Source organism: Paracoccus sp. TRP (assembly GCF_000185925.1).
GTDB lineage: Bacteria > Pseudomonadota > Alphaproteobacteria > Rhodobacterales > Rhodobacteraceae > Paracoccus > Paracoccus kondratievae.
The window spans coordinates 228553-251488 of the sequence record NZ_AEPN01000001.1 but is presented as its reverse complement, the minus strand read 5'-3'; the positions used below and the strand labels follow the sequence as shown (position 1 = coordinate 251488).

Genomic DNA, 22936 nt, shown 5'->3' with positions numbered 1-22936 from the left:
ATAACTAACTGAAAAATATAGGGGAAATTTCAAAAAATAAACTTCAGCGACGGACAGCCGCTGTAATCAGACGCAGGCGCAGCAGCAGAAGCAGCAAAATCCCGCAGAAAACCACGACCGGGCGCGATTCCCAGACCTTGAGCGCCCAGAGCCAGTGCAGCGCGCCCAGAATCGCCGCGGGATAGATCAGCCGGTGCAGCTGCCTCCATCGCGCGCCCATGCGCCGGATCGAGGCACGGTTCGAGGTCACGGCCAGCGCCAGCAGCATGACAAAGGCGAGCATCCCAAAGATCAGATAGGGCCGCTTGGCGACATCCTTGAGCATCTGCGCCCACAGGAAAGCCATATCAAACACCACCCATGCTGCGAGATGGCAAAGCGCATAGGTAAAACAGATCAGCCCCAGCGCCTGACGAAACCGCATCATGTTCAGCCTCGTCAGTCGCAAAAGTGGCGTCACCGCCAGGGTCGCAAGCAGAAAATAGATGGCGGTGCGGCCCAGCCGATGCTCGATATCGCGCACCGGATCGACACCCAGATCTCCCTGCAGCGTATCCCAGACAAGCAACGCCAGCGGAATCAGCCCCAAAAGCCAGACCGCCCAAACCGGAAGCCGCCGCAGCCAGCCGTTGAGACGCTGCACCATCAGTAGTTCTTTGCCAGATCCATGCCCGTGTAGAGCCCGGCCACCTGTTCGCCATAGCCATTGAACATCAGCGTGTCCTGCCGGCCTCCGAACAGTCCGCTGCCGATGCGTCTTTCCGTGGCCTGCGACCAGCGCGGATGGTCCACCTGCGGGTTCACATTGGCATAAAAACCGTACTCGCTGGGTTGCAGCATCTGCCAGCTTGTCGGGGGCTGCTTGTCGGTCAAGGTGATGCGGACAATCGATTTGATCGACTTGAATCCGTATTTCCACGGCACCACCAGCCGGATCGGTGCTCCGTTCTGGTTGGGCAGCACCCGACCGTACAGCCCGGTCGCAAGAATGGTCAGGGGGTGCATGGCTTCGTCCAGCCGCAACCCCTCGCGATAGGGCCAGTCGATGATTCTGCTGCGCTGCCCGGGCATCTGCTCAGGATCGTGCAGCGTCTCGAATGCGACGAATTTCGCGCCGGACTGCACGCCCGCCTTGTCGAGCACCCCGGAAAGCGGCACGCCAAGCCAGGGAATGACGATGGACCACGCCTCGACGCAGCGCAGTCGGTAGATGCGCTCTTCCAGCGCGGCCTCGGGCACCAGATCCTCGACACCATAAGAACCGGGGCGATCGACCAGCCCGTCGATCTGGACCGACCACGGAGAGGTCTTCAGGCTGCCGGAGTTCTGCGCGGGATCGGTCTTGCCGGTCCCGAATTCGTAGAAGTTGTTGTAATTCGTGATCTCTTGCAGGCTGTTCGGCTTTTCGTCGGTAGAAAAGGCCGAGGGCTTTCCGCCCAGCCCCAGCGCCGGTGTCGCCACCGCTGCAATGCCTGCCGCAATAAAGGCCCTGCGGCTGAGGTAGGCCGCCTCGGGCGTTACATCCGACCATGTCAGCTTCATACCGGTCCCTCCTGCACGCATCATCTCACCCAGAAGCGGTCAGGACGATGAAACTTCGCGTGATTGGACCCGATGCCAATGTGAAGAAGATCAAGAAAGGGGCGGATGCCGCAGCACCCGCCCCGATCCGCTTAATGCAACGGCACCCGGGGTCCGCCCTCGTCCAGGCTGGCCGGGGCCACGCGGTTGCCAACGACCAGCCCTTCGGGTCCGGCAGTGACATGGACGGTCTGGCCGTCCAGAACCTCTCCGGCGAGGATCATTTCGGCCAGGGGGTTCTGCAGGCTGCGCTGCAACACCCGTTTCAGCGGCCGGGCCCCAAAGACCGGGTCATAACCTTCGTCAGCCAGCCATTTCCGCGCAGCCTCGTCCAGATCCAGCATGATCTTGTGCTGGGCCAGACGGCCTTCCAGCTGGGCAAGTTGCAGCCCGACAATGGCGTCCATGTTGCCGCGCGTCAGGCGGTGGAAGATGATGATCTCGTCCAGGCGGTTCAGGAACTCGGGCCGGAAATGCGCGCGAACCGCATCCATGACCTGCGCACGTGCCTGGCTGGAATCGGCCCCTTCGGGCAGGGTCGAGAGCGCCTGCGCCCCAAGGTTCGAAGTCAGGACGATCAGCGTCTGCTTGAAGTCCACCGTCCGGCCCTGCCCGTCGGTCAGCTGACCATCGTCCAGAACCTGCAACAGCACGTTGAACACGTCCGGATGCGCCTTTTCGACCTCGTCGAACAGGATCACCTGATAGGGCCGGCGCCGCACCGCCTCGGTCAACACGCCCCCCTCATCATAGCCGACATAGCCCGGAGGCGCGCCGATCAGGCGGGCAACCGAGTGTTTCTCCATGAACTCGGACATGTCGATGCGGACCATGGCGCTGTCATCATCGAACAGATATTCGGCGATCGCCTTGGTCAGCTCGGTCTTGCCAACCCCGGTCGGACCAAGAAAGAGAAAGCTGCCAAGCGGCCGTTTGGGATCGTTCAGCCCCGCACGCGCACGCCGCACGGCATTTGCAACCGCGCCCACCGCCTCGGTCTGGCCGATGACGCGCTTGCCAAGCACCTCTTCCATCTTCAGCAGCTTGTCACGCTCACCTTCCAGCATCTTGCTGGTGGGGATGCCGGTCCAGCGCTCGACCACCTCGGCGATCTGCTCGGGGCGGACGGTTTCCTCGACCATCAGCCCGTCCTCATTGCTTTCAGCATCGGCAAGCTGACGTTCAAGCGAGGGGATAATGCCATAGCTCAGCTCACCCGCGCGGGCCAGATTGCCCTCGCGCTTGGCCTGATCCAGCTCGGCGCGGGCGCGGTCAAGCTGCTCTTTAAGCGTGCGCGAGCCCTCAAGCTTGGCGCGCTCGGCCTGCCAGCGGGCGGTCAGACCGGCCGATTTCTCTTGCAGATCGGACAGCTGGCGCTCCAGCTTTTCCAGCCGGTCCCTGGAGGCGGCGTCGTCCTCTTTCTTCAGGGCCTCGGCCTCGATCTGCAATTGCAGGATCTGACGGTCCAGCTGATCCAGCTCTTCGGGTTTGCTGTCGACCTCCATGCGCAGGCGGCTGGCCGCCTCGTCCACAAGGTCAATGGCCTTATCGGGCAGGAAACGGTCGGTGATATAGCGATGCGACAGGGTCGCAGCCGCCACCAACGCCGCGTCGCTGATGCGCACGCCGTGATGCAGCTCATATTTCTCTTTGATGCCGCGCAGGATGCTGATCGTGTCCTCAACCGTCGGCTCTTGCACCAGAACAGGCTGGAAACGACGGGCCAGGGCCGCGTCCTTTTCGATATACTTGCGATATTCGTCCAGCGTCGTTGCGCCGACGCAATGCAGCTCACCCCGCGCCAAAGCGGGCTTGATCAGGTTCGCGGCATCCATCGCACCGTCGGTCTTGCCAGCACCGACCAGCACATGCAGCTCGTCGATGAAAAGGATGATCTCGCCAGCGGCGGTCTCGATCTCTTTCAGGACGGATTTCAGACGCTCTTCGAACTCGCCGCGATATTTCGCCCCGGCGATCAAAGCGCCCATGTCCAGCGCCCAAAGCTGCTTGTTGCGCAGCGATTCCGGCACATCGCCGTTGACGATGCGCAGGGCCAGACCCTCGGCGATGGCCGTCTTGCCGACGCCGGGCTCACCGATCAGCACCGGGTTGTTCTTGGTGCGACGGCTCAGCACCTGCATGGCGCGGCGGATTTCCTCGTCGCGACCGATAATCGGGTCGATCTTGCCCTCGGCAGCCGCCTCGGTCAGATTGCGGGCGTATTTCGACAAGGCCTCATAACTGTCCTCGGCACCGGCGCTGTCAGCGGTGCGACCCTTGCGGATCTCATTGATCGCGGCGTTCAGCGCCTGCGCAGTGACCTTGCCAGCCGTCAAAGCATCACGGGCATTGGTGTTGACGACGGCAAGCGCGGTCAGCACCCGCTCGGCCGGAACAAAGCTGTCGCCGGCCTTTTTCGCCAGATTCTCGGCCTCATCCAGCACGCGCACCAGCGAGGTATCAACATAGACCTGGCCCTGCCCGCCGCTGATTTTGGGCTGTTTGGCAACCGCCTGATCCACGGCCTGACGGACTGCCTGGGCATCACCCCCGGCGCGCGCGATCAGGTTGCTGGCAAAGCCCTGCTCGTCATCCATCATCGCCTTGAGCAGGTGCTCTGGCATGACGCGCTGGTTATCCTCGCGGATGGCGATGGTCTGCGCCGCCTGCAGGAAACCACGCGACCGTTCCGTGAATTTTTCCATATCCATATGAAGTTCCTTTCTTCAGCCCCCGCGTTGGATCGCCCGCATTGGCACGATCCGGCTCGGGTCCTGCCTCAGAAATGGGCAGGGACAAACAGGCTTTCAAGTCGGCAGGCATGGGCCTATAAGCGGGTCGTTTGTCGCAGGCTGAGGGGATCCATGGACGACCGTCTGATCGTGGCGCTGGACGTGCCGAATGCGCTTGCCGGGCTGGAACTGGCCCAGAAGATCGGCGACGCCGCCAGCTTTTACAAGATCGGCCTTGGCATGCTGACCGGGGGCGGACTTGCCCTTGCCAATGAGCTGAAGCAGGAACATGGCAAGCGCATCTTCCTTGACATGAAGTTCTTTGACATCGGCGCCACGGTCGAGGCAGCGGTCAGGGGCATTGCCCAATATGATCTGGATTTCCTGACCGTTCACGGCGACCCGCATGTGGTTCGCGCGGCCAAGCAGGGCGCGGGCAGTTCGGGGCTGAGGATCCTTGCCGTGACGATCCTGACCTCGCTTGACCGGGCCGACCTTGACGCCGGACTGATCGTGCCCGGCGATCTGGCCGAAATCGTGACCACCCGCGCCGCCCGAGCCTTTGAGGCCGGGGCCGACGGCGTCATCGCCAGCCCGCGCGAGGCGGCACTGATCCGCGCCCTGCCCGAAGCACGGGGCCGGCTGATCGTCACCCCCGGGGTGCGCCCGGCAGGCAGCGCAGCCGGTGACCAGAAGCGGATCGAGACCCCCGCCACCGCCATCGCCAGCGGCGCCGATCACATCGTCGTCGGCCGGCCGATCTGGCAGGCCGAGGACCCGCGCACCGCAGCACAGGCCATTCAGGCCGAACTGGCCGGGATCTGATCAGCCGAAATTGCGCTGAAAGACCGGGGCAAGATCCTCGCGCGCCGCAGTTGCACGCGCGATCGACCAGATTTTGGGCGTATGCTGCTGAAACCACTCGGGACCGGGTTTCCAGTTGGTCATCACCGCCAGATAGATATCCAGAGCCGAGAACCGCTCGCCAAGGAAATGAGGTCTTCTGACCGCGCCCTCGACGGCAGTCCACAGCTCTTTCAACCGCTCGCTGGTCGCCTCGCCCAGCTCTTTTTGCGCGGTGGGGTCGCTTAGAAAGCGGGACGGATCATCGCCAAAGGTAAAACAGGGATAGACCTGCGCCACCAGAAAGATCAGCCAGCGCAGGAAACGGGGCCGCTCGGTTGCGGTCGGCTCGGGTACCAGATCGTCGCGTCCGGTCATCTCGGCGAGATAGAGAGTGATCGCCGCGCTTTCCGACATCACCCGGCCATCAGGCAGGATCAGCACCGGAATCTGCCCTGCGGGGCTGATCCGCATCAGTTCTCGCCGGGCGGTGGCGTCCAGAAACAGGTCTGCGATCTCGATGCTTTCAGCCTCAAGCCCGTAATGGGCAAGCTGCGCCTCGATCAGCGCCGATCCCCAGCCGTTGCGGCGGTAAAGCTGCATCCGGGACATGCGTGCCTCCTTGCTGTCGATGCGGCGATCATGCACCCAGGCCGACGATTTTCAAATCCCGCATCCCGTCCCGGCAAGAACAAGCCGTACCCGATCCCGGAAATGCGGCACCGCGCGCGGATGGGCGACGAATTCGGCAACCGGCATCATCCGCCACTCTTGCCCCTCATCGCCGAAACGGATCGCCGTGATCTCATCCTTGCTGATCAAGCCGTGAAACAGCCACGAAACCCGGCCCACAGACGCGGACGAATCGAAAACCCGCGCCGTCAGCCGCCTGGGGTCGATCCGCAGCCCGAATTCCTCATGCAATTCGCGCAGGGCGCATTCGATGGGCGATTCGCCCGGCTCGGCCCCGCCACCGGGCAGATCCCAATGCGCCGGAAACGGGATCCAGTCGTAATCATCGCGCAGACATGTCAGCAGGTGCCCACCATGGGTAAGCACCAGCTTGGCACCGACGAAATCTAGTTGTCGTTGATGTCGCGGGTCCAGATCCGCACCTCGCTTCGGCTGGTGCCGAAAATGCGCCGCAGCACCAACCAGATCACCCCTGTCAGGATCGCCGTGACGACAAGCGCCAGTGGCAGCCCGCCGCCCCAGAGACCGGAAAGCAGGGCCAGACCCATCAGCAGAACCGCGGCGGCAAGCCCCAGAAAGAACCAGCCCGGCAATGCCAGCTCAAGCGCCGCGAAAACCAGCGCGACGATGATCCACAACCAACCGTTCGACCAAACCATCGGCTGTCCCCTTATTTCGCGCTGCGGAACATGCGGAACGCGTCGCCAAGCGCCTCGACCGCCGAGGCCGGCACGATCACGGTCTGACGGCCCTGCCCCTTGCCGACCTCGGCCAGGACATCGACCTGACGCATCGCGACCTGATATTGCGCGGCTTCAAGCCCGCCTTCGCGGATCGCAGTGGCGATGGCGGCGGTGGCATAGGCATCGGCATCGGCAAGCATGCGCTTGGCCTTGGCCTGCTGCTCGGCAGCGTAAAGCTCACCATCGGCGGCCAGCTCGACCGCGCGGCGGCGGCCTTCGGCCTCGGTGACCTGAGCGCGGCGGGCGCGCTCGGCATTAAGCTGTTGCAGCATCGCGGCCCGCGTCGCCTCGTCCAGATTGACGTCCAGGATCTCGGCCCGCGTCACCTCGATGCCCCAGTCATCGACGATATTGGCCAGCGCCTCGCGGATCCGCTCGATCAGCTGGGCGCGGTTCGACTGGACCTGATCCAGTTCCATCGTGCCGATTTCCGAGCGCACGATCCCCGCAACAGTGGTGCTGATCGCCGCGTCCACGTCGCGGATGCGATAGACGGCCTTTTCCGGCTCGATGATGCGGTAAAAGACGCTCGTCTCGACCTGCACCAGCACGTTGTCAGCGGTGATCGCATCCTGACGCGCAGTCGGAAGCTGACGTTCGAGGATCGAGATCCGGTGCGCGACCCGATCAAGGAAGGGCACAATGAAGTTGATCCCCGGCCCCAGCACCGAATGCAGCCGGCCAAAGCGTTCGACCACGTATTTTTCAGATTGCGGAACGATTCGGACAGCGCTGCGGACCGCAAAGAGGATCACCACAGCCAGAATGATCAGGGCGAGGTTCCGGCTGATCAGTTCGGCGATTTCAGGCGGCATGAGGAGGTCCTTTCGTTATCATTCAGCCGCAAAGGCCGAATCGCATTCATCAGGGCGCAGACGCGCCAGCCGCGCGATGACGCGGGCAAAGCGAGCCCGAAACTGGTCGAAATCGGCGCGCGGCTCAATCCGGTGTTCATCCATGTACAGCGAGCGGTCAAGCTCTAGCTGCACCACATGCACATTCTCGCGCGGGCGGCCATAGGTCTGGGTGATATAGGCCCCCGAAAAGGGAGAATTGCGCCGCAGGCGGAAACCTTCGGCCGCCACCGCCTCGGCCACCCCGGCGCTGATGCGGGGCGCAGCCGAAACACCGTTACGATCACCCAGCACCATGTCGGGACGCGGACGGGGCAGATGCGTCAGCGCATCGCGCGGCATCGAATGCATGTCGATCAGAACAGCGCCGCCAAAGCGCGACACCGCCTCCTGGATCAGGGCAGAAAGCGCCTGATGATAGGGACGCCACAACCGGGCGATTCGCTGATCGGCCTCTTCGCGGGGAATCGGGCGGTCGTGAATCGCCCTTCCTTGCGAGACGACACGGGGAATCACCCCCAGTCCGGCCATGATCCGCGGGTTCATCATCCCGGGCGCCCCGCCCGAAACGACGAGCGGGTCGATTTCCTCGGGGCCACGGTTCAGATCGACAACGCAGCGCGGCACCCGTGCCGTCAGTACCGCCGCACCATGGTCAAGCGCAGGCGCGATCAGGCGATCGACGAAAGCATCCTCGGACGAGCGCAGCTGCTGCGGGTCCAGCCGTGATTCGGCCAGAAACCAGTCAGGATAGGCCCGGCCCGAATGCGGCGAGGCAAAGATCACCCCACCCAGCCACCGCTGCGGCAGCATCAGATCGAAGGTCGGCTCAGCACTTTTCATTTCTGGCGTTTCCCGGCGGCGCGTCCGGCGCCAGTTCTGGGTGACAGACAGAAATGTTTATAAGCCATGAATGAGAAGCGCCAATAGCTGTCGATTGAGGGCTTGAAAGCCGCACGCGAGGTAGCTATAGACACGCGGACCAAGGCGATATGACAGCGAAAGCTGAAAGAATCACCTGTTCGGGGGCGGTTAGCTCAGCGGTAGAGCACTACGTTGACATCGTAGTGGCCACTGGTTCGATCCCAGTACCGCCCACCATTCAATTCACGCCCCGGGGCTTAACCGGGGGTATTTCGTTTCCAAGGCGCGACCTAGCGATGCGCCGCGATAGGAGAAGACCGATGAAGGTTCGCAATTCGCTCCGCTCGCTGAAGAGCCGTCACCGTGATTGCCAGATCGTGCGCCGCAAGGGCCGTATCTATATCATCAACAAGACCAACCCGCGCTTCAAGGCCCGTCAGGGCTGAGAACCGGCGAATCATCCGATTCGTGAACGCCCGTCGGCCCTGCGCCACGGGCGTTTTCCGTATGCGCGGGAAACCCTGTCATGTGGGGCTGACTGCCCCACACCCCGTGGATATTTGAACACGAAAGAAAATCAGAAGCGCGAGAGAATGAGCCCGCCGCCGACCATCAGGGCCGCAAGAAGGCGTGGGATAGACAGGTCGCGCACCGGCAGGCCAAAGGCCCCGATCCGGTCAAGCAGGATGGCCGCGATGATCTGGCCAAGCGCCAGGGCGCAAAGCGCGGTAAGCGTGCCGAGGCGCGGCAGGCTCCAGACCATGGTCCAGACGTAAAAGGCACCAAGCACGCCGCCTGTCCACATCCACCAATCTGCGGAGACTGCGCGCAGGAAGGCGCGGCCCTGTCCCATGGCGAGGGTTCCGAGCGTCAGCAGGACAAAGCCGATACCAAAGGAGATCGCCGCGGCAGCAAGCGGGCTTTGTACCTCACGCCCAAGGGCGGCATTGATCGGGGCCTGCACGGCAATGCAGACCCCGGCCAGCGTGACAAAGATGGCAGTGAGTAGCGGAAACTGCATGGATGCTCCTTTTACCGGAGGGTCAAGCGGATCGCGCGCGGAATGCGCGATCCCGATAGCACCATGGCAGCCCGGCTTCCAGAGCCGCAGCCCGCTGGGGGCTGTGCCTTATACCAGCGGCATGAACCATCGACTCTGAAGGTGGTTTGCTTTGCGGCCGACCTCTGATTCACTCCCTTGCAAGGCGGAGGAGGATCAGGATGGCAGTGGGCATCACACGCACGGACCTTTCAGCATCGGATCTGCGGCGAGAGGCGGCTCGCGTGAAGGACGCGCGAGCGACGCGCCGGATGCTTGCGCTGGCGCATGTGCTTGACGGGCGAAGCCGGACGGAAGCGGCACAGAGCTGCGGTATGGATCGGCAGACGCTGCGTGACTGGGTTCACCGTTACAATGCCGAAGGGCTGGCTGGCCTTGTCGATCGGCCGCTTCCTGGGCGGCCCCCGCGGCTCAGCGCCGAGCAGATGCGCGAACTTGCCGTGATCGTCGAGACGGGGCCTGACCCGTCGACGGATAAGGTCGTGCGTTGGCGTCGGATTGACCTCTGCGACGTGGTTGAGCAGCGGTTTGGCATTCGCGTGGCGGAGAGGACCATGAGCGCGATCCTTCACCGGCTCAGCTTTGCACGTCTCTCAGTCCGGCCGCGCCATCCGCAGGCCGATGGCGAAGCACAAGCGGTATATAAAAAACTTTGCCGAACTGGCGCGCGCGGCCTTGCCTGACGAAGCGCAAGGAAAGCCCTTGGAGATCTGGTTCCAGGACGAGGCCAGGGTGGGTCAACAGGGAACATTGACACGCGTGTGGGCAAGAAAGGGCACACGCCCGTGGGCGCCAAAAGACTGCCGCTACGCCTGGGCCTACATCTTCGGGGCGGTCTGCCCGGCCCGCAGGATCGGTGCGGCGCTTGTCATGCCCTACGCGAACACAGAGGCGATGAACGCCCACCTGGCCGAAATCAGCGGGCAGGTATCGCCCGGTGCACACGCGCTCCTTGTTCTCGATGGTGCTGGCTGGCACAGCTCCACAGACCTCATCATCCCGCCCAACATCAGCCTGCTGCCGCTGCCACCTTACAGTCCGGAACTGAACCCGGTCGAGAACCTCTGGCAGTTCCTCCGTCAGAACACCCTCGCGAACCGGGTCTTCGACAGCTACGAGGCCATCGTCGACGTCTGCTGCGATGCCTGGAACACGCTCCTCGCAATGCCGGAACGCGTCGCTTCAATCACCTCACGCGATTGCGCGCAGGTCAGTGGATAATGCCGTTGGTATTAGTCGTAGCTGCGGCGATCCTCGATCACCTTGCCGTCGTTTGGCAGCGAACCCGGTGCCACCAGCTCGACCCGACCGCGAAGCTTCAGCGTGTCGAGCACAGTGCCCTCGTATTGCGCGGCGTCTTCGGCCGGGGTTTCCAGCAGAACGGTCATGACATCCATATCCCCGCTACGGTCTGCGACCACGCGGGCGCGCAAGATTTCGGGATGGCGGGCGACCAGTGCCGCGACCTGTTCGGGGCGGACAAACATGCCCTTGATCTTGGTCGTCTGGTCGGCCCGGCCCATCCAGCCCTTGATACGCATATTGGTGCGGCCGCAGGGGCTTTCCCCCGGCAGAACCGCCGAGAGATCGCCCGTCGCAAAGCGCACCAGCGGATAATCGGGGTTGAGCGTAGTCACGACGACCTCGCCCACCTCGCCCTCTGGCACGGGATCACCGGTGCCGGGACGGACGATTTCGACGATCACGCGTTCATCGACGATCAACCCCTCCATCGCCGGGGATTCATAGGCGATCAGCCCCAGATCGGCGGTGGCATAGCATTGCGCCGTAGCGATGCCGCGATCAGCGTAAGCCTGGCGCAGACTTGGAAACAGCGCCCCACCCGAGACAACGGCCCTGGTAAAACGCAGGCGCTCACCCATCTGATCGGCCTTGTCCAGCATCACCTTAAGATAGTCGGGCGTCCCGGCGTAAACCGTGGTGCCGATATCGACAGCGGCGCGGATCTGCAGTTCGGTCTGACCGGTGCCGGCAGGCAGGGTCGCGGCCCCGACCGCGCGCGCAGCGCTTTCAAACATCATTCCCGCCGGTGTCAGATGATAGCCAAAGCAATTGTGCAGGATATCGCCCGGACCAACGCCCGCTGCATGCAGAAAGCGACCCAGCCGCCACCAGTCGCCATCGCGGCGGCCTGGTTCGTAGATCGGGCCGGGACTTTGGAAGATATTCTCAAAGTCATGGGCCGGACGGGTGGTGAAGCCGCCAAACGGTGGCGTCTTTTGCTGCGCCTCGGAAAGGGCGGATTTACGGATCACAGGCAGGCTGGCCAGCGCCTCGCGGCTGGTGATCTGGCCGGGCCCGACATCGGCAAGGATCTCGGCCAGCGCCGGAGCTTGCCGGGCGCGCATCAACGCAGCGGGCAGTTCAGCCGCCAGCCAGGATGCCCGCGCCTCGGCGCTGCGGGTTTCCAGTTCATCATAGAATGTCATGGGGATGCCTTTCTGCGCTCAGGCCAGCCAGCGTTTGCGCCGGCGATAGGATCGCACGTCGCGAAAGCTCTTGCGGCCCTGATCGGACATGCCGAGATAGAATTCCTTGACGTCGGGGTTCTCGCGCAGCGCATCCGCCGGCCCGTCCATCACCACGCGGCCGCTTTCAAGGATATAGCCGTAATGGGCATAGCGCAGCGCGACATTGGTGTTTTGCTCGGCCAGCAGGAAGGTCACGCCCTCCCCTTCGTTCACGGCCTTGACGATCTCAAAGATCTGCTCGACCAGCTGCGGCGCAAGACCCATCGAGGGTTCATCAAGCAAGATCGTCTCGGGTCGTGACATAAGCGCGCGGCCCATGGCGCACATCTGCTGCTCGCCCCCGGACGTATAGCCGGCCTGGCTTTTGCGACGCTCTTTGAGACGTGGGAAATAGGAATAGACCATCTCAAGATCACGGGCGATCTCGGCCCGGCCATCGGTGCGGGTATAGGCGCCGGTGAGCAGGTTTTCTTCGATCGTCAGGTGCTCAAAGCAATGGCGGCCCTCCATCACCTGAATCACGCCCTTCTTGACCAGTGCGGCGGGATCAAGCTCCTGTACCCGCTCGCCGCGGTAGCTGATCGTGCCTTTGGTGACCTCGCCCCGTTCCGAATGCAGAAGGTTCGAGATCGCCTTCAGCGTCGTCGTCTTGCCCGCGCCATTGCCGCCCAAAAGCGCAGTGATGCCGCCCTTGGGCACCGACAGGCTGACGCCCTTGAGCACCAGAATGACGTGATTGTAGATCACCTCGATATTGTTGACCTCCAGCAGGGTTTCGCGGTCAGGTGCGGCGTCGAACATGGGGTTCTCCCTCAAGGCGGGTGAGTGGCCCCGGCGGCGGACCGCCGGGGCAATAGGTCAGCAGCGCGGCGAAATACCGGCTTCCTTGGCATAGGCCTCGCTATCCTCAAGGATCAGCGGGTCCAGAACCTCCTGATCGGGCTGGGTAAAGTCCGAAATCAGCGTCCACTTGCCTGCCGAGGCGTCCCATTGCTGCAGCCGCGCCATCCCGCTGCCGCCATGGTTGTCGCAGGTCATGCGGATCTCGGGGCCAAAGTCGGGCAGGCCCAGTTCGGACAGCCGCTCGGGCGTGATCTCCAGCGCCTCGAAACCATCACGCAGCTGAGCTGCGGTGATATTCGATGTGCCCGACAGCTCTTGCGCCTTGCGGATCGCCTCGGCGATGACGACGGCGGCATACATGCCACGCGAATAAAGCACCGAACCGACGAATTGCCCGCCTTGCGAAGCCTTACCCGGTTCGATGACGAACTTCTTCATGTCCTCATAGATCGGGTAGCCGGTGCCGACACCGTGGAAGGTCAGCGCCTTGTAGCCGTTGGCGCTTGCGCCCACCGGCTTGACGTCCACCTCAGAGCCCGACCACCAGATCCCGATAAAGTTCTCCATCGGGAAGCGGATGTTGGCAGCCTCCTGAATGGCAGTCTGGTTCATCACGCCCCAACCCCACATCAGCACGTAATCGGGCTTGTCACGGCGGATCTGCAACCACTGGCTTTTCTGTTCCTGCCCGGGCGGGTCGACAGGCAGCTCGGTCAGGCTGAAGCCATGTTTCCTGGACAGTTCTTGCAGGGTGCGGATCGGCTCTTTGCCATAGGCCGAGTTGTGATAGATCAGCGCGATCTTTTTGCCTTCCAGGCTGCCGCCGTTCTGGTCTAGCAGGTATTTCACCGCCACGCTCGCCCCGTCCCAATAGTTCGCAGGAGCGTTAAAGACCCATTCGAACACCTTGCCGTTCTTGGCCGAGGTCCGGCCGTAACCCGGGGTGTAAAGCGGAATCTTGTCCGCCGAGACCTTGGGGATCAGCTGATAGGTGATACCAGTCGACAGCGGGTTATAGACCAGCGCACCAGAACCTTTGGTCGCCTCGTAACATTCGACGCCTTCTTCGGTGTTATAGGCGGTCTCGCATTCGGGGGTCTGGACCTTTTCGCCGCCGATGCCGCCGTCACGCTCGTTCAGCAGGGTAAAATAGTCGTTGAACCCATCGGCATATTGCGTGCCGTTCGCACCATAAGGTCCGGTCCGATAGCTGAGGTTCGGCACCACCAGATCGGCCATGGCCGGCGCCGCCGCCATAAGGGCCCCCAGCGCGACAGTTGCAAGCTTCAGTTTCATCTTGGTCTCCTCCCCAAGGGTGTGTTTCGCCGGTTGTCCGGTCGTTAATGCGGGAACGGCCACAGCCGCAGCTTCTCTTTTGCCAGCTGCCACAGCCGGGCCAGGCCATGCGGCTCAACGATCAGAAAGAACACGATCAGCGCGCCAACAATCATCAGCTCAAGATGGGCGGCGAGGTCGGTTGGCCAGCCCAGCTGCACAACCAGCAGGTTCTTAAGAAAGACCGGCAGCAGGACCAGAAAGGCCGCGCCGGCAAAGCTGCCAAAGATACTGCCAAGCCCGCCGATGATGATCATGAACAGGACCAGAAAGCTCTTGTTGATGCCAAAGGCCTCGGTCGCTTCAGCCGCACCCAGATAGACCGCAAAAAGCAGCGCCCCTGCGATGCCGACAAAAAAGCTTGATACGGCAAAGGCCGACAGCTTGGCGGTCAGTGGGTTAACCCCGATGATCTCGGCTGCGATATCCATGTCGCGGATCGCCATCCATTTGCGCCCGACACTGCCCCGGGTCAGGTTCCGGGCCACCCAGGCCAGCACGACAGCGAATACAAGACAGATCAGATACTTAGCCGAAGCCGTAGTCGCAGGCCCGGTCACCGCCCAGCCAAGAATGGTGCGCTCGGGTGCGTTGATCTGGCCCGAGGCCGAATAGTTGTAAAACCACGGCACCTTGTTGAACAACCAGACCAGAAAGAACTGTGCCGCCAATGTCGCCACCGCCAGATAAAAGCCCTTGATCCGCAGGCTCGGCAGACCGAACAGCACCCCGACCACGGCGGTAATCGCCCCGGCCAGCAGAATATGGATGATGATCGGCACCGCTGGCAGGGCAATCATCAGCTTGTAGACGGCATAGGCACCCACAGCCATGAAGCCGCCGGTGCCCAGACTGACCTGCCCGGCATAACCGGTCAGGATGTTCAGCCCGATGGCGGCGATGGCATAGATCAGGAAAGGCACCAGAACCGCATTGGCCCAATAGCTGTCGATGACCAGCGGCACGACCAGAAAGGCCACCGCCAGGATCGCGTAATAGCCCCAGCGGTCCAGCCGGATCGGAAAGGTCTGGCCATCGTCACGATAGCTCGTCTTGAAATCACCCGCCTCACGGTAAAGCATCCGTTCCTCCCAGCGTCAGGCCTTGCCAGCAGGGGCCATGCGCCCCCGCAATCCCGCCGGGCGGTGGCTCACGAAGGACAGGCCCGCGCCCTTCTTTCGTGCCCAAATATCCCCGCCGGAGGCATAGAAAGTTTTCATGTTCAGACCCGCTCGATGATGCGCTCGCCAAACAGGCCCTGCGGCCGAAAGACCAGAAAGATCAGCGCCAGCACATAGGCGAACCAGTTCTCGGTCGCGCCGCCGACCATCGGGCCAATGAAATATTCAAACAGCTTTTCGCCCATACCGATGATCAGCCCGCCGACAATGGCCCCGGGGATCGAGGTGAACCCGCCCAGCATCAGCACCGGCAGCGCCTTGAGCGCGATCAGCGACAGCGAAAACTGCACCCCCGATTTCGTGCCCCACATGATACCCGCGACAAGGGCGACGAAACCGGCAATCGACCAGACCATGATCCAGATGAATTGCAGGCTGATGCCGACGGACAGCGCCGCCTGATGGTCGTCGGCGACGGCGCGCATCGCCCTGCCCTGTTTGGTATATTGTGAAAACCCGACCAGCGCCGCGACCAGAACCGCCGCGATCATCGCCGCCCAGATATCCAGGCGGTCTATAAAGAAACCATAGCCCAGCCAGTCGTTGGTCAGCGTCTCGACAGTTTCGGAAATGCCCTGCGGCAGGCCGACGTCCAGCACTTTGACGTCCGCGCCCCACATTACGTCCCCAAGCCCCTCCAGGAACCATGCAAGACCGATGGTTGCCATGAACAGGATGATCGGCTCTTGCCCGACCAGATGTTTCAGCACCAGCTTTTCGATGGCGATGGCAACGCCGACCATGACCAGCGCGGTCAGAAGGATCGCCACGGCCCCCGGCACGGTCCAGCCAAAGCTGGACACATGAATCCCAAAGACCGCCCCCAAAAGATGGGCAAAGGGCACCCTGCCCTCCATGATGCCAACCAGCGTCATGGCGGCGAAAAGCGCCAGCACCCCCTGGGCATAGTTAAAGACGCCAGAAGCCTTGTAGATCAGCACGAATCCCAGGGCGACCAGCGAATACATCACCCCGGCCATCAGGCCGTTCAGCAGGATTTCGCTTGCATAGAGAAATTCCATCGCCGCCCCCTTACTCGTGCGCCACGCCCAGATAGGCGCTGATCACCTCGGGATTGTTGCGCACCTCGTCAGGGGTGCCGTCACCGATCTTGCGCCCGTAATCCATCACCACCACCCGGTCGCTCAGATCCATGACCACACCCATGTCGTGTTCGATAAGAGCGATGGTGGTGCCGAATTCGTCATTCACATCGAGGATAAAGCGGCACATGTCCTCTTTCTCTTCGACATTCATGCCCGCCATCGGCTCATCAAGCAGCAGGATCTTTGGCTCGGCCGCCAGCGCCCGCGCCAGTTCGACCCGCTTTTTCAGACCATATGGCAGCCGGCCCACCGGCGTCTTGCGGATGTTCTGGATTTCCAGAAAGTCGATGATCTTCTCGACCTGCTCACGGTTTTCGACCTCTTCGCGCTCGGCGCGACCCCACCACAGGGCCTGGCTCCAGATCGGCGCCTTCATCATGTTCAGGCGCCCGGTCATGATATTGTCCAGAACGGACATGCCATCGAACAACGCAATATTCTGAAAGGTGCGGGCAATGCCCAGCCGCGCTACCTCATAGGGTCTCATCGGGCCGCGCCGCTCACCGCGAAACCGGATCTCACCCTCTTGCGGGACGTAAAATCCGGAAATCACGTTCAGCATCGAGGACTTGCCCGCACCGTTCGGGCCGATGATGGCGCGGATCTCGCCCTCGCGGATGTTGAAGCTGATGTCCTTGATCGCCGTCACGCCGCCAAAGCGCAGGGTGATGTTTTTCAGATCCATCAGCACATCGCCGATGCGGCGGCCGTCGGGGGTAAGTTCTTCGGTCATTCGGCAGCCACCTTCTGCGATTGGGCGGTCGGGAAGGTCCGCGCGCTCTCGATCTTCAGCGTCGCGCGGATCTCACCCTTGCGGCCGTCCTCATAGGTCACTTCGGTCCGGGTGCTGACCGTGTCGCGCCCGTCATAAAGCGCATCAATCAGATCGGCGTATTTCTCGGCGATGATGTTGCGGCGGACCTTGCGGGTGCGGGTCATCTCGCCATCGTCGGGATCAAGCTCTTTGTGCAGCACCAGAAACCGGCTGATCTGACAGCCCGAAAGCATCGGGTCACGGGCGACCGAGTCATTGACCGCCTCGACATGCTCTTTGATCGTTGCATAGACCTGCGGATGGCCGGCCAGCTCTTGATAGCTGGCATAGGCGATATTATTGCGCTCGGCCCAGTTGCCGACCGCCGTCAGGTCGATGTTGATAAAGGCCGTGCACATGTCGCGGCCAGCGCCAAAGACCACCGCCTCAAGGATGTTGGGATAGAACTTCAGCTTGTTCTCGACATATTTGGGCGCAAACATCCGCCCGTCGGCCATGCGGCCCACATCCTTGGCGCGGTCGATGATGCGCAGGTGCCCGCTGCCTTCCTCAAAGAACCCGGCATCGCCCGTCGCCACCCACCCCTCGGCGTCCTTGGTCGAGGCGGTGCTTTCCGGGTTGTTGTAATATTCGACGAATACCCCGGGTGAGCGATAAAAGACCTCGCCACTGGGGGCGATACGCAGCTCGACCCCCGGCGAAGGCACGCCAACCGTATCCGAACGCACCTGCCCGTCAGGCTGCTGGGTGATAAAGACCGAAGCTTCGGTCTGGCCGTAAAGCTGCTTCAGGTTGATCCCGAGACTGCGGTAAAAATCAAAGATCTCGGGGCCGATCGCCTCGCCCGCGGTATAGCCGACACGAATGCGGGAATAGCCCAGCGTATTCTTGAGCGGGCCATAGATCAGCACATTGCCCAGCGCATGATGCAGCCGGTCCAGCAGCCCGACCGGCTTGCCGTCAAGCAAAGCCGGACCAACGCGGCGGGCAACAGCCATAAAGTGCCGAAACAGCCAGCGCTTCAAACGACCCGCGTCCTCCATGCGGATCATCACACTGGTCAGCTGACCCTCAAAGACCCGGGGCGGAGCAAAGAAATAAGTCGGCCCGATCTCGCGCATGTCGGTCATCATGGTATGCGCGCTTTCGGGACAGTTCACCGTAAAGCCCGCCCAATAAGCCTGGCCGACCGAAAAGATGAAATCGCCGACCCAGGCCATGGGCAGATAGGCGAGCACCTCTTCACGCTCGGTCAGATGATCAAAGGCCGCGCTGTTCTTAGCCGTTTCGATGATGTTGCGGTTGGACAGCACCACGCCCTTGGGCTTGCCGGTGGTACCCGAGGTGTAAAGCATGACGCAGGTGTCGTCATAGCCCAACACGGCGGTGCGGCTGTCCAGTTCGGCACCCAGCCGCTGCTCGGCGGCGCGACCCTCGGCCTGCACATCGGCCAGCGCATTCATGTGGGAATGGTCGTATTTCCGCATCCCGCGCTTGTCGGTATAGACGATATGCTCGACCGAGGGGGCGCGCTCGCCCACCTCCAGTACCTTGTCCACCTGTTCCTGATCGCCGCAGACGACAAAGCGCGCGCCGCAATGGTGCAGCACATAGGCCATCTCTTCGGCGACCGCGTCCTGATACAGCGGCACCGGTACCGCGCCGCACATCTGCGCCGCGACCATGGCCCAGTAATGGGCAGGCCGGTTGCGGCCGACGATGGCGACACGGTCGCCCCGGTTCAATCCCAGCACCAGAAAACCCAGCGCCAGAGCACGGATTTCAGTTGCAGCCTCGGCCCAGGTCCAGCTTTGCCAGATCCCGAATTCCTTTTCCCGATAGGCGGGCCGGCCGCCGAAACGCACGGCATTGCGCGCCAGCAACGCCGGAATCGACTGCAAGCCGGCTTGTGCCGCCTCAGCGTTCTGCATGATTCCTCCCCTTGCCGTCCGGGCTCCTCTTCCCTCTGGCTATTGCAGCTTATTGCAGCAATTCTTGCGTCAGTTTTTCCTGAATCCTACGAATTGTTACAGGTGCCGCGCAATGCCAGCGACTGACATGCCATCCAGCGACCGGCACGCCGAGCTGACCAGATCGGGGCTGAACCTGATCCAGCAGGCGATCTCGATCTTTGATGCGGACCTGCGACTGGCGGTCTGCAACCGGCCCTATCAGCAGATGTTCGGCCTGCCGGATAAGCTGACCCGCACCGGTGCGACTTTTCAGGATACCATCCGCTATCTGGTCGATCGCGGTGAATACGGCCCGCAAGAGGACCCCGAGGCCGCGATCCGAGAACGTGTCGATCAGGCCCTGACCTTTCAGCCGCATTATCTGGAACGCAGACGCGCCGATGGCCGCTGGATTTCGGTCGAGGGGGCACCCTTGTCCCAAGGCGGCTGGATCGCCGTCTATACCGACATCACCCATATCAAGCGGCAAGAGGCGCTGTTGCGCGCCCGTTCGGCCGAACTGTCCGAGCTGGTGCTGGAAAACGCCGAGCGGCTTTCTGCTGCAAACCGGGCGCTGGCCGCAACCAATGCCGCGCTGGAAGAGGCCAAGCGCATCCTGACCGAATCCGAGGCGCGGACCCGCCATGTCACTGCCATGGTCCCGGCCCATATCGCCCATATGGATCGTGAGTTCCGTTATACATTTTCGAACAACCAGATATCGCTGGTGTTTCCGGGCACCGATCCTTCGGTCATCGGCCGACGGTGCGAAGATGTTCTGGGGGCGGAAACATTTGCGCGGCTAAGACCCCATCTTGACCGCGCGGTATCGGGCCAGTCGCAGGTGTTCGAGATCACGCACCCGCCTTCGGGCCGGCGTATCCGCATCGCGCTGACGCCCGACCAGAACGGGCGCGGTGTCTATGTCCTTTCGACAGATGTCACCGCCGAGGTTCAGGCGCGCGAGGCGCTGACCCATGCCGCCAAACGCGCTGTGGCGGCCCAGATGACCTCGGGGCTCGCGCATGATTTCGGCAATCTTCTGACCATTATCCTTGGCCTGCAGGGACGGCTTGCCCGCGCCAGCCTGCCACCCGAACAGGCCGAGGATGTACAGGCGACGCTGGCCGCCGCCCGGCGCGGGGTGCGGTTGCTTGACGGTATCTCGGCGCTGACCGGCCGGCGCGAGCATCAGCCGCAACCGGTCGAACTGCGCTCGATGCTGGATGATCTGGCCGCCATGACCCGGCCGACGCTGGGCGCAGGCGTGACGCTGGACACGCATATCGGCGATCTGCCCGCGCGGGTGATGCTTGATCCCGGCGCGTTACAGGATGCGCTGCTGAACCTGATCCTGAACGCGCGTGACGCCATGCAGGGACAGGGCCGGATCGGGATCAAGATCCGCCCCGCCGGAAGGTGGCTGGAAATCATCGTTTCTGACAGCGGCCCCGGTTTCTCGCCCGAGGCGCTGGCCCGCGCGACCGAACCGTTTTTCACCACCAAGGGCAGTCAGGGCACCGGGCTTGGCCTGTCGATGGTCTATGACCAGATCAAGCTGTCGGGCGGGACACTGCGGCTGCTTAATACCGAGGGCGGCGGCGCGCAGGTCATCATCCGCCTGCCGTTGCGCGCTGCGCGTCCGCAACTTGTGCTGCTGGTCGAGGATGACGATGCCATCCGCGCCCATATCCGCGAGATGCTGACCACGCAGGGCCATTCGGTGATCGAGGCGGGTTCGCTTGGCGAGGCACGCGGCCTGACCGATCTGCCGGGGCTGACGCTGATCCTGTCGGACCTGCAACTGGGCGATGGATCGGGGGCGGATCTGCGTGGCCGCGGGCTGCCGCTGGTGCTGATGACAGCGCTGCCTCCGGGCGATCCGCGCAGGTCAGGGCTTGACTGTCCGATCCTGACCAAGCCCTTTGACGAAACCGAACTGGCCGTCGCCATGGCAAGGACCGATGACTGACGCACCTCTGATCGCCATTCTCGACGATGAGCCCGAGATCCGCCGCCTGCTGTCCTCGGCGCTGGAAGAGGCGGGCTTTCGCACCGTCGGCTTTTCCCGCGCGACCGAGTTCGAGGCCGCCTTGCGCCGCATCCAGCCCGATGCCTGTCTGATCGACCTTGGCCTGCCCGACCGCGACGGGCTGGCGCTGGTGCACCGGCTGGCCAGCGAATCCGGCACGGCAATCATCATCATTTCAGGCCGGGCACAGGTACAGGACCGGGTAACCGGGCTGGAGCTGGGGGCCGATGATTACATCATCAAACCTTTTGAACCGGCCGAGGTCGTGGCCCGCATCCGCGCCCGGTTGCGCAAACCCCAGCGCGAAAGCGGCCCGGGTCGCCAGCAGTTGCGCTTTGCCGGCTGGTCGGCGGATTTCGACCGCTACACGCTGACCTCGCCCGAGGGGGCCGAAACCCCGATCAGCCATGCCGAGGCCGAGGTCCTGCGCCTGTTTCTCGACAATCCGCGCCGCCTGATCTCGCGCGCGCAGATGCTTGAGGCGCTGGGCGGCACGGCAGGCGAAAGTTTCGACCGGGCGATGGATGTGCGTATCTCGCGCCTGCGCACAAAGCTGGGCGAGGACCCAAAGAACCCCCGCCTGATCAAGACCATCTATGGCGCAGGCTATATCTTTCTTGCCGAACTGGGCTAGATTGCCCCCCACTTTTGCGGAGAATGACATGCCCACCGTCTATGTCCTGAACGGCCCGAACCTGAACCTGCTTGGCCAGCGCCAGCCCGAGATCTATGGCAGCACCACGCTTGCCGATATCGAGCGTGACTGCCGCGGGCTGGCGGCCGATCTGGGTCTGGACATCGCCTTTCATCAGTCCAACCACGAAGGCGTGCTGATCGACCTGATCCATGAGGCACGGCAAAAGGCCCAGGCGATCGTCATCAACCCGGCCGCCTTTACCCATACTTCGGTTGCGATTCTTGATGCGCTGAACGCTTTCGACGGGCCGGTGATCGAGGTGCATATCTCGAACGTCCACAAGCGTGAAAACTTTCGCCACCATTCCTATGTCAGCCTGCGCGCCGAGGGTGTGATTGCCGGCTGTGGCTTTCATGGCTACCTGCTCGCGCTGCGTCATGTTGCAAGGCTGATCAGCTAGGAGGCGGGACGCCAGATTCCCCGGTTGCGGCGAAACCAGTCGTAACAGGCGGCATCGGCGGCACCCCGACCTTTGCCCTGCCACGAAAACCTTATAAGCGCGTCGCGGCGGGCAATCCTTCGCTTGCCCCGTATGACGCCCAAGGCGTTGAGCCAGATTCCGACCCCGTTCCGCGCAAAATTGCCCGATGGCCACGGATCATCCACGGTCCACAGCAGTTCGGGAATATCAAAGGCGCAATCAGGCCGGAATCAGCGCGCAACATGGCCCCGCCATAGCCTTTGAACATACCAGCATACCCCGATACCCACCCATGCCGAGGGCTTGTGCAGCCCCTGCGTGGCCAGCCGTAGCAACCGGCACAGGCTGCCATTCTTGCGTGGCACGGCACGGGGCAACGACCCTTCGCGGCGACCGGGAACAAAGGCCCCCGCCCCGGCAATCACGCGATCGGGGTGTTCCCGGCGCGCTGCAAGAAACCGGCTGGTCCACAGCGGGTCGTAGCGCCGGTCATCGTCGCAAAGCAGCAACTCGCAATCCTGCCCCCGAAACTCGTGCACCGCAGGCAGGATCTTGGTCGCAGGGCCATCGTCCTGATCGGTCCTGACCACGGTGATGCCTTGGGGAACCTGCGGCAGGCACCCGTCCCAATCGGGAAAACGGCGATAGCGGCGCGGCACGCAAAGCCGCACCTGATCCGGGGGATACGCTGGTTCAGCACCGATTTCAGCGTCGGCCCGATTCCGGCAAAGC

At 62.7% G+C, this 22936-nt stretch carries 23 protein-coding genes and 1 tRNA gene; 7 read left to right on the top strand and 17 right to left on the bottom strand.

The window, feature by feature from the left end:
* Positions 1-43: 43 nt before the first annotated feature.
* From msrQ to clpB, 3 genes are all read right to left on the bottom strand, one after another.
* Positions 44-646 carry a protein-methionine-sulfoxide reductase heme-binding subunit MsrQ gene (gene msrQ, locus PARACOCCUSGL_RS0101245; RefSeq protein WP_010392239.1) on the bottom strand — a complete coding sequence of 201 codons (603 nt, stop codon included), beginning with the start codon at positions 644-646 and terminating at the stop codon, positions 44-46.
* On the bottom strand, positions 646-1542 hold the full coding sequence (gene msrP, locus PARACOCCUSGL_RS0101240) for a protein-methionine-sulfoxide reductase catalytic subunit MsrP (protein WP_010392237.1): 897 nt from the start codon (positions 1540-1542) through the stop codon (positions 646-648). Before msrP ends, msrQ begins: the two co-directional genes overlap by 1 nt.
* Positions 1543-1673: 131 nt before the next feature.
* The gene (gene clpB, locus PARACOCCUSGL_RS0101235; RefSeq protein WP_010392235.1) at positions 1674-4292 is read right to left on the bottom strand and encodes an ATP-dependent chaperone ClpB; all 2619 of its coding nucleotides are present in this window, start codon (positions 4290-4292) and stop codon (positions 1674-1676) included.
* Between the two features lie 153 nt (positions 4293-4445).
* Here clpB and pyrF point away from each other — a divergent pair, with 153 nt between their 5' ends.
* Complete coding sequence (gene pyrF, locus PARACOCCUSGL_RS0101230; protein ID WP_010392233.1) at positions 4446-5138, top strand: orotidine-5'-phosphate decarboxylase; 693 nt, start codon at positions 4446-4448, stop codon at positions 5136-5138.
* Here pyrF and PARACOCCUSGL_RS0101225 read toward each other — a convergent pair whose 3' ends face one another.
* Genes PARACOCCUSGL_RS0101225 through PARACOCCUSGL_RS0101205 form a run of 5 tightly spaced genes read right to left on the bottom strand, consistent with a single transcriptional unit; the run spans position 5139 to position 8289 of the window.
* The gene (locus PARACOCCUSGL_RS0101225) at positions 5139-5768 is read right to left on the bottom strand and encodes a glutathione S-transferase family protein (RefSeq protein WP_029371251.1); all 630 of its coding nucleotides are present in this window, start codon (positions 5766-5768) and stop codon (positions 5139-5141) included.
* A gap of 51 nt (positions 5769-5819) precedes the next feature.
* A complete protein-coding gene (locus tag PARACOCCUSGL_RS0101220) occupies positions 5820-6215 on the bottom strand; it encodes an NUDIX hydrolase (RefSeq protein WP_010392229.1) in 396 nt (131 codons plus the stop codon).
* Between the two features lie 20 nt (positions 6216-6235).
* Positions 6236-6508 (bottom strand): NfeD family protein, encoded by a 273-nt coding sequence (locus tag PARACOCCUSGL_RS22315; protein WP_010392227.1) that lies wholly within the window; start codon positions 6506-6508, stop codon positions 6236-6238.
* Between the two features lie 11 nt (positions 6509-6519).
* The gene (locus PARACOCCUSGL_RS0101210; protein WP_010392225.1) at positions 6520-7407 is read right to left on the bottom strand and encodes an SPFH domain-containing protein; all 888 of its coding nucleotides are present in this window, start codon (positions 7405-7407) and stop codon (positions 6520-6522) included.
* Between the two features lie 18 nt (positions 7408-7425).
* Complete coding sequence (locus PARACOCCUSGL_RS0101205; RefSeq protein WP_010392223.1) at positions 7426-8289, bottom strand: N-formylglutamate amidohydrolase; 864 nt, start codon at positions 8287-8289, stop codon at positions 7426-7428.
* A 183-nt stretch (positions 8290-8472) separates the two neighbouring features.
* On the opposite strand from PARACOCCUSGL_RS0101205, the gene PARACOCCUSGL_RS0101200 reads away from it, so the two are divergent.
* Positions 8473-8547 (top strand) — tRNA-Val (locus PARACOCCUSGL_RS0101200).
* 83 nt (positions 8548-8630) lie between these two features.
* Complete coding sequence (gene ykgO, locus PARACOCCUSGL_RS0101195) at positions 8631-8756, top strand: type B 50S ribosomal protein L36 (protein WP_010392221.1); 126 nt, start codon at positions 8631-8633, stop codon at positions 8754-8756.
* A 131-nt stretch (positions 8757-8887) separates the two neighbouring features.
* Here ykgO and PARACOCCUSGL_RS0101190 read toward each other — a convergent pair whose 3' ends face one another.
* Complete coding sequence (locus tag PARACOCCUSGL_RS0101190; protein ID WP_010392219.1) at positions 8888-9331, bottom strand: DMT family transporter; 444 nt, start codon at positions 9329-9331, stop codon at positions 8888-8890.
* 200 nt (positions 9332-9531) lie between these two features.
* Here PARACOCCUSGL_RS0101190 and PARACOCCUSGL_RS21345 point away from each other — a divergent pair.
* Positions 9532-10591 (top strand): IS630 family transposase gene (locus PARACOCCUSGL_RS21345; RefSeq protein WP_138918257.1). Its coding sequence is split into 2 segments (ribosomal slippage): positions 9532-10004 and positions 10003-10591, totalling 1062 coding nucleotides; the frame shifts between segments, so codons are not numbered across the junction.
* An 11-nt stretch (positions 10592-10602) separates the two neighbouring features.
* Here PARACOCCUSGL_RS21345 and PARACOCCUSGL_RS0101175 read toward each other — a convergent pair.
* From PARACOCCUSGL_RS0101175 to PARACOCCUSGL_RS0101145, 7 genes are all read right to left on the bottom strand, one after another.
* The gene (locus tag PARACOCCUSGL_RS0101175) at positions 10603-11820 is read right to left on the bottom strand and encodes a phenylacetate--CoA ligase family protein (RefSeq protein WP_010392215.1); all 1218 of its coding nucleotides are present in this window, start codon (positions 11818-11820) and stop codon (positions 10603-10605) included.
* Between the two features lie 18 nt (positions 11821-11838).
* Positions 11839-12663, bottom strand: a complete 825-nt coding sequence (locus tag PARACOCCUSGL_RS0101170; protein WP_010392213.1) for an ABC transporter ATP-binding protein — start codon at positions 12661-12663, stop codon at positions 11839-11841.
* Between the two features lie 57 nt (positions 12664-12720).
* Positions 12721-14001 (bottom strand): ABC transporter substrate-binding protein, encoded by a 1281-nt coding sequence (locus tag PARACOCCUSGL_RS0101165; RefSeq protein ID WP_010392211.1) that lies wholly within the window; start codon positions 13999-14001, stop codon positions 12721-12723.
* A 44-nt stretch (positions 14002-14045) separates the two neighbouring features.
* Entirely contained in the window at positions 14046-15122 is a 1077-nt protein-coding gene (locus PARACOCCUSGL_RS0101160; RefSeq protein WP_010392209.1) for a branched-chain amino acid ABC transporter permease, read from the bottom strand.
* A gap of 140 nt (positions 15123-15262) precedes the next feature.
* Positions 15263-16243: a branched-chain amino acid ABC transporter permease gene (locus PARACOCCUSGL_RS0101155; protein ID WP_010392207.1), complete on the bottom strand. Its 981-nt coding sequence runs from the start codon at positions 16241-16243 to the stop codon at positions 15263-15265.
* A 10-nt stretch (positions 16244-16253) separates the two neighbouring features.
* Positions 16254-17060 carry an ABC transporter ATP-binding protein gene (locus tag PARACOCCUSGL_RS0101150; RefSeq protein WP_010392205.1) on the bottom strand — a complete coding sequence of 269 codons (807 nt, stop codon included), beginning with the start codon at positions 17058-17060 and terminating at the stop codon, positions 16254-16256.
* On the bottom strand, positions 17057-19033 hold the full coding sequence (locus PARACOCCUSGL_RS0101145; protein ID WP_010392203.1) for an AMP-binding protein: 1977 nt from the start codon (positions 19031-19033) through the stop codon (positions 17057-17059). The genes PARACOCCUSGL_RS0101150 and PARACOCCUSGL_RS0101145 overlap by 4 nt, the downstream gene beginning before the upstream one ends.
* Positions 19034-19145: 112 nt before the next feature.
* Between PARACOCCUSGL_RS0101145 and PARACOCCUSGL_RS0101140 the strand changes: the two genes are divergently transcribed.
* Genes PARACOCCUSGL_RS0101140 through aroQ form a run of 3 tightly spaced genes read left to right on the top strand, consistent with a single transcriptional unit; the run spans position 19146 to position 22183 of the window.
* On the top strand, positions 19146-21026 hold the full coding sequence (locus PARACOCCUSGL_RS0101140; RefSeq protein WP_010392201.1) for a PAS-domain containing protein: 1881 nt from the start codon (positions 19146-19148) through the stop codon (positions 21024-21026).
* On the top strand, positions 21019-21720 hold the full coding sequence (locus PARACOCCUSGL_RS0101135; protein WP_010392200.1) for a response regulator transcription factor: 702 nt from the start codon (positions 21019-21021) through the stop codon (positions 21718-21720). The genes PARACOCCUSGL_RS0101140 and PARACOCCUSGL_RS0101135 overlap by 8 nt, the downstream gene beginning before the upstream one ends.
* 28 nt (positions 21721-21748) lie before the next feature.
* A complete protein-coding gene (aroQ, locus tag PARACOCCUSGL_RS0101130) occupies positions 21749-22183 on the top strand; it encodes a type II 3-dehydroquinate dehydratase (protein WP_010392198.1) in 435 nt (144 codons plus the stop codon).
* A gap of 251 nt (positions 22184-22434) precedes the next feature.
* Here aroQ and PARACOCCUSGL_RS21340 read toward each other — a convergent pair whose 3' ends face one another.
* Positions 22435-22863 (bottom strand): hypothetical protein, encoded by a 429-nt coding sequence (locus PARACOCCUSGL_RS21340; protein ID WP_010392196.1) that lies wholly within the window; start codon positions 22861-22863, stop codon positions 22435-22437.
* Between the last annotated feature and the right edge of the window lie 73 nt (positions 22864-22936).

Excerpts from the sequence above, each read along its gene's own strand:
- PARACOCCUSGL_RS0101175 (WP_010392215.1), bottom strand. The coding sequence starts at position 11,820 with ATGACATTCTATGATGAACTGGAAACCCGCAGCGCCGAGGCGCGGGCA.
- PARACOCCUSGL_RS22315 (WP_010392227.1), bottom strand. The coding sequence starts at position 6,508 with ATGGTTTGGTCGAACGGTTGGTTGTGGATCATCGTCGCGCTGGTTTTC.
- aroQ (WP_010392198.1), top strand. The coding sequence starts at position 21,749 with ATGCCCACCGTCTATGTCCTGAACGGCCCGAACCTGAACCTGCTTGGC.
- pyrF (WP_010392233.1), top strand. The coding sequence starts at position 4,446 with ATGGACGACCGTCTGATCGTGGCGCTGGACGTGCCGAATGCGCTTGCC.
- PARACOCCUSGL_RS0101165 (WP_010392211.1), bottom strand. The coding sequence starts at position 14,001 with ATGAAACTGAAGCTTGCAACTGTCGCGCTGGGGGCCCTTATGGCGGCG.
- PARACOCCUSGL_RS0101190 (WP_010392219.1), bottom strand. The coding sequence starts at position 9,331 with ATGCAGTTTCCGCTACTCACTGCCATCTTTGTCACGCTGGCCGGGGTC.
- msrQ (WP_010392239.1), bottom strand. The coding sequence starts at position 646 with ATGGTGCAGCGTCTCAACGGCTGGCTGCGGCGGCTTCCGGTTTGGGCG.
- clpB (WP_010392235.1), bottom strand. The coding sequence starts at position 4,292 with ATGGATATGGAAAAATTCACGGAACGGTCGCGTGGTTTCCTGCAGGCG.
- ykgO (WP_010392221.1), top strand. The coding sequence starts at position 8,631 with ATGAAGGTTCGCAATTCGCTCCGCTCGCTGAAGAGCCGTCACCGTGAT.
- msrP (WP_010392237.1), bottom strand. The coding sequence starts at position 1,542 with ATGAAGCTGACATGGTCGGATGTAACGCCCGAGGCGGCCTACCTCAGC.
- PARACOCCUSGL_RS0101210 (WP_010392225.1), bottom strand. The coding sequence starts at position 7,407 with ATGCCGCCTGAAATCGCCGAACTGATCAGCCGGAACCTCGCCCTGATC.
- PARACOCCUSGL_RS0101150 (WP_010392205.1), bottom strand. The coding sequence starts at position 17,060 with ATGACCGAAGAACTTACCCCCGACGGCCGCCGCATCGGCGATGTGCTG.
- PARACOCCUSGL_RS0101140 (WP_010392201.1), top strand. The coding sequence starts at position 19,146 with ATGCCAGCGACTGACATGCCATCCAGCGACCGGCACGCCGAGCTGACC.
- PARACOCCUSGL_RS0101155 (WP_010392207.1), bottom strand. The coding sequence starts at position 16,243 with ATGGAATTTCTCTATGCAAGCGAAATCCTGCTGAACGGCCTGATGGCC.
- PARACOCCUSGL_RS0101205 (WP_010392223.1), bottom strand. The coding sequence starts at position 8,289 with ATGAAAAGTGCTGAGCCGACCTTCGATCTGATGCTGCCGCAGCGGTGG.
- PARACOCCUSGL_RS0101170 (WP_010392213.1), bottom strand. The coding sequence starts at position 12,663 with ATGTTCGACGCCGCACCTGACCGCGAAACCCTGCTGGAGGTCAACAAT.
- PARACOCCUSGL_RS0101145 (WP_010392203.1), bottom strand. The coding sequence starts at position 19,033 with ATGCAGAACGCTGAGGCGGCACAAGCCGGCTTGCAGTCGATTCCGGCG.
- PARACOCCUSGL_RS0101160 (WP_010392209.1), bottom strand. The coding sequence starts at position 15,122 with ATGCTTTACCGTGAGGCGGGTGATTTCAAGACGAGCTATCGTGACGAT.
- PARACOCCUSGL_RS0101225 (WP_029371251.1), bottom strand. The coding sequence starts at position 5,768 with ATGTCCCGGATGCAGCTTTACCGCCGCAACGGCTGGGGATCGGCGCTG.
- PARACOCCUSGL_RS0101135 (WP_010392200.1), top strand. The coding sequence starts at position 21,019 with ATGACTGACGCACCTCTGATCGCCATTCTCGACGATGAGCCCGAGATC.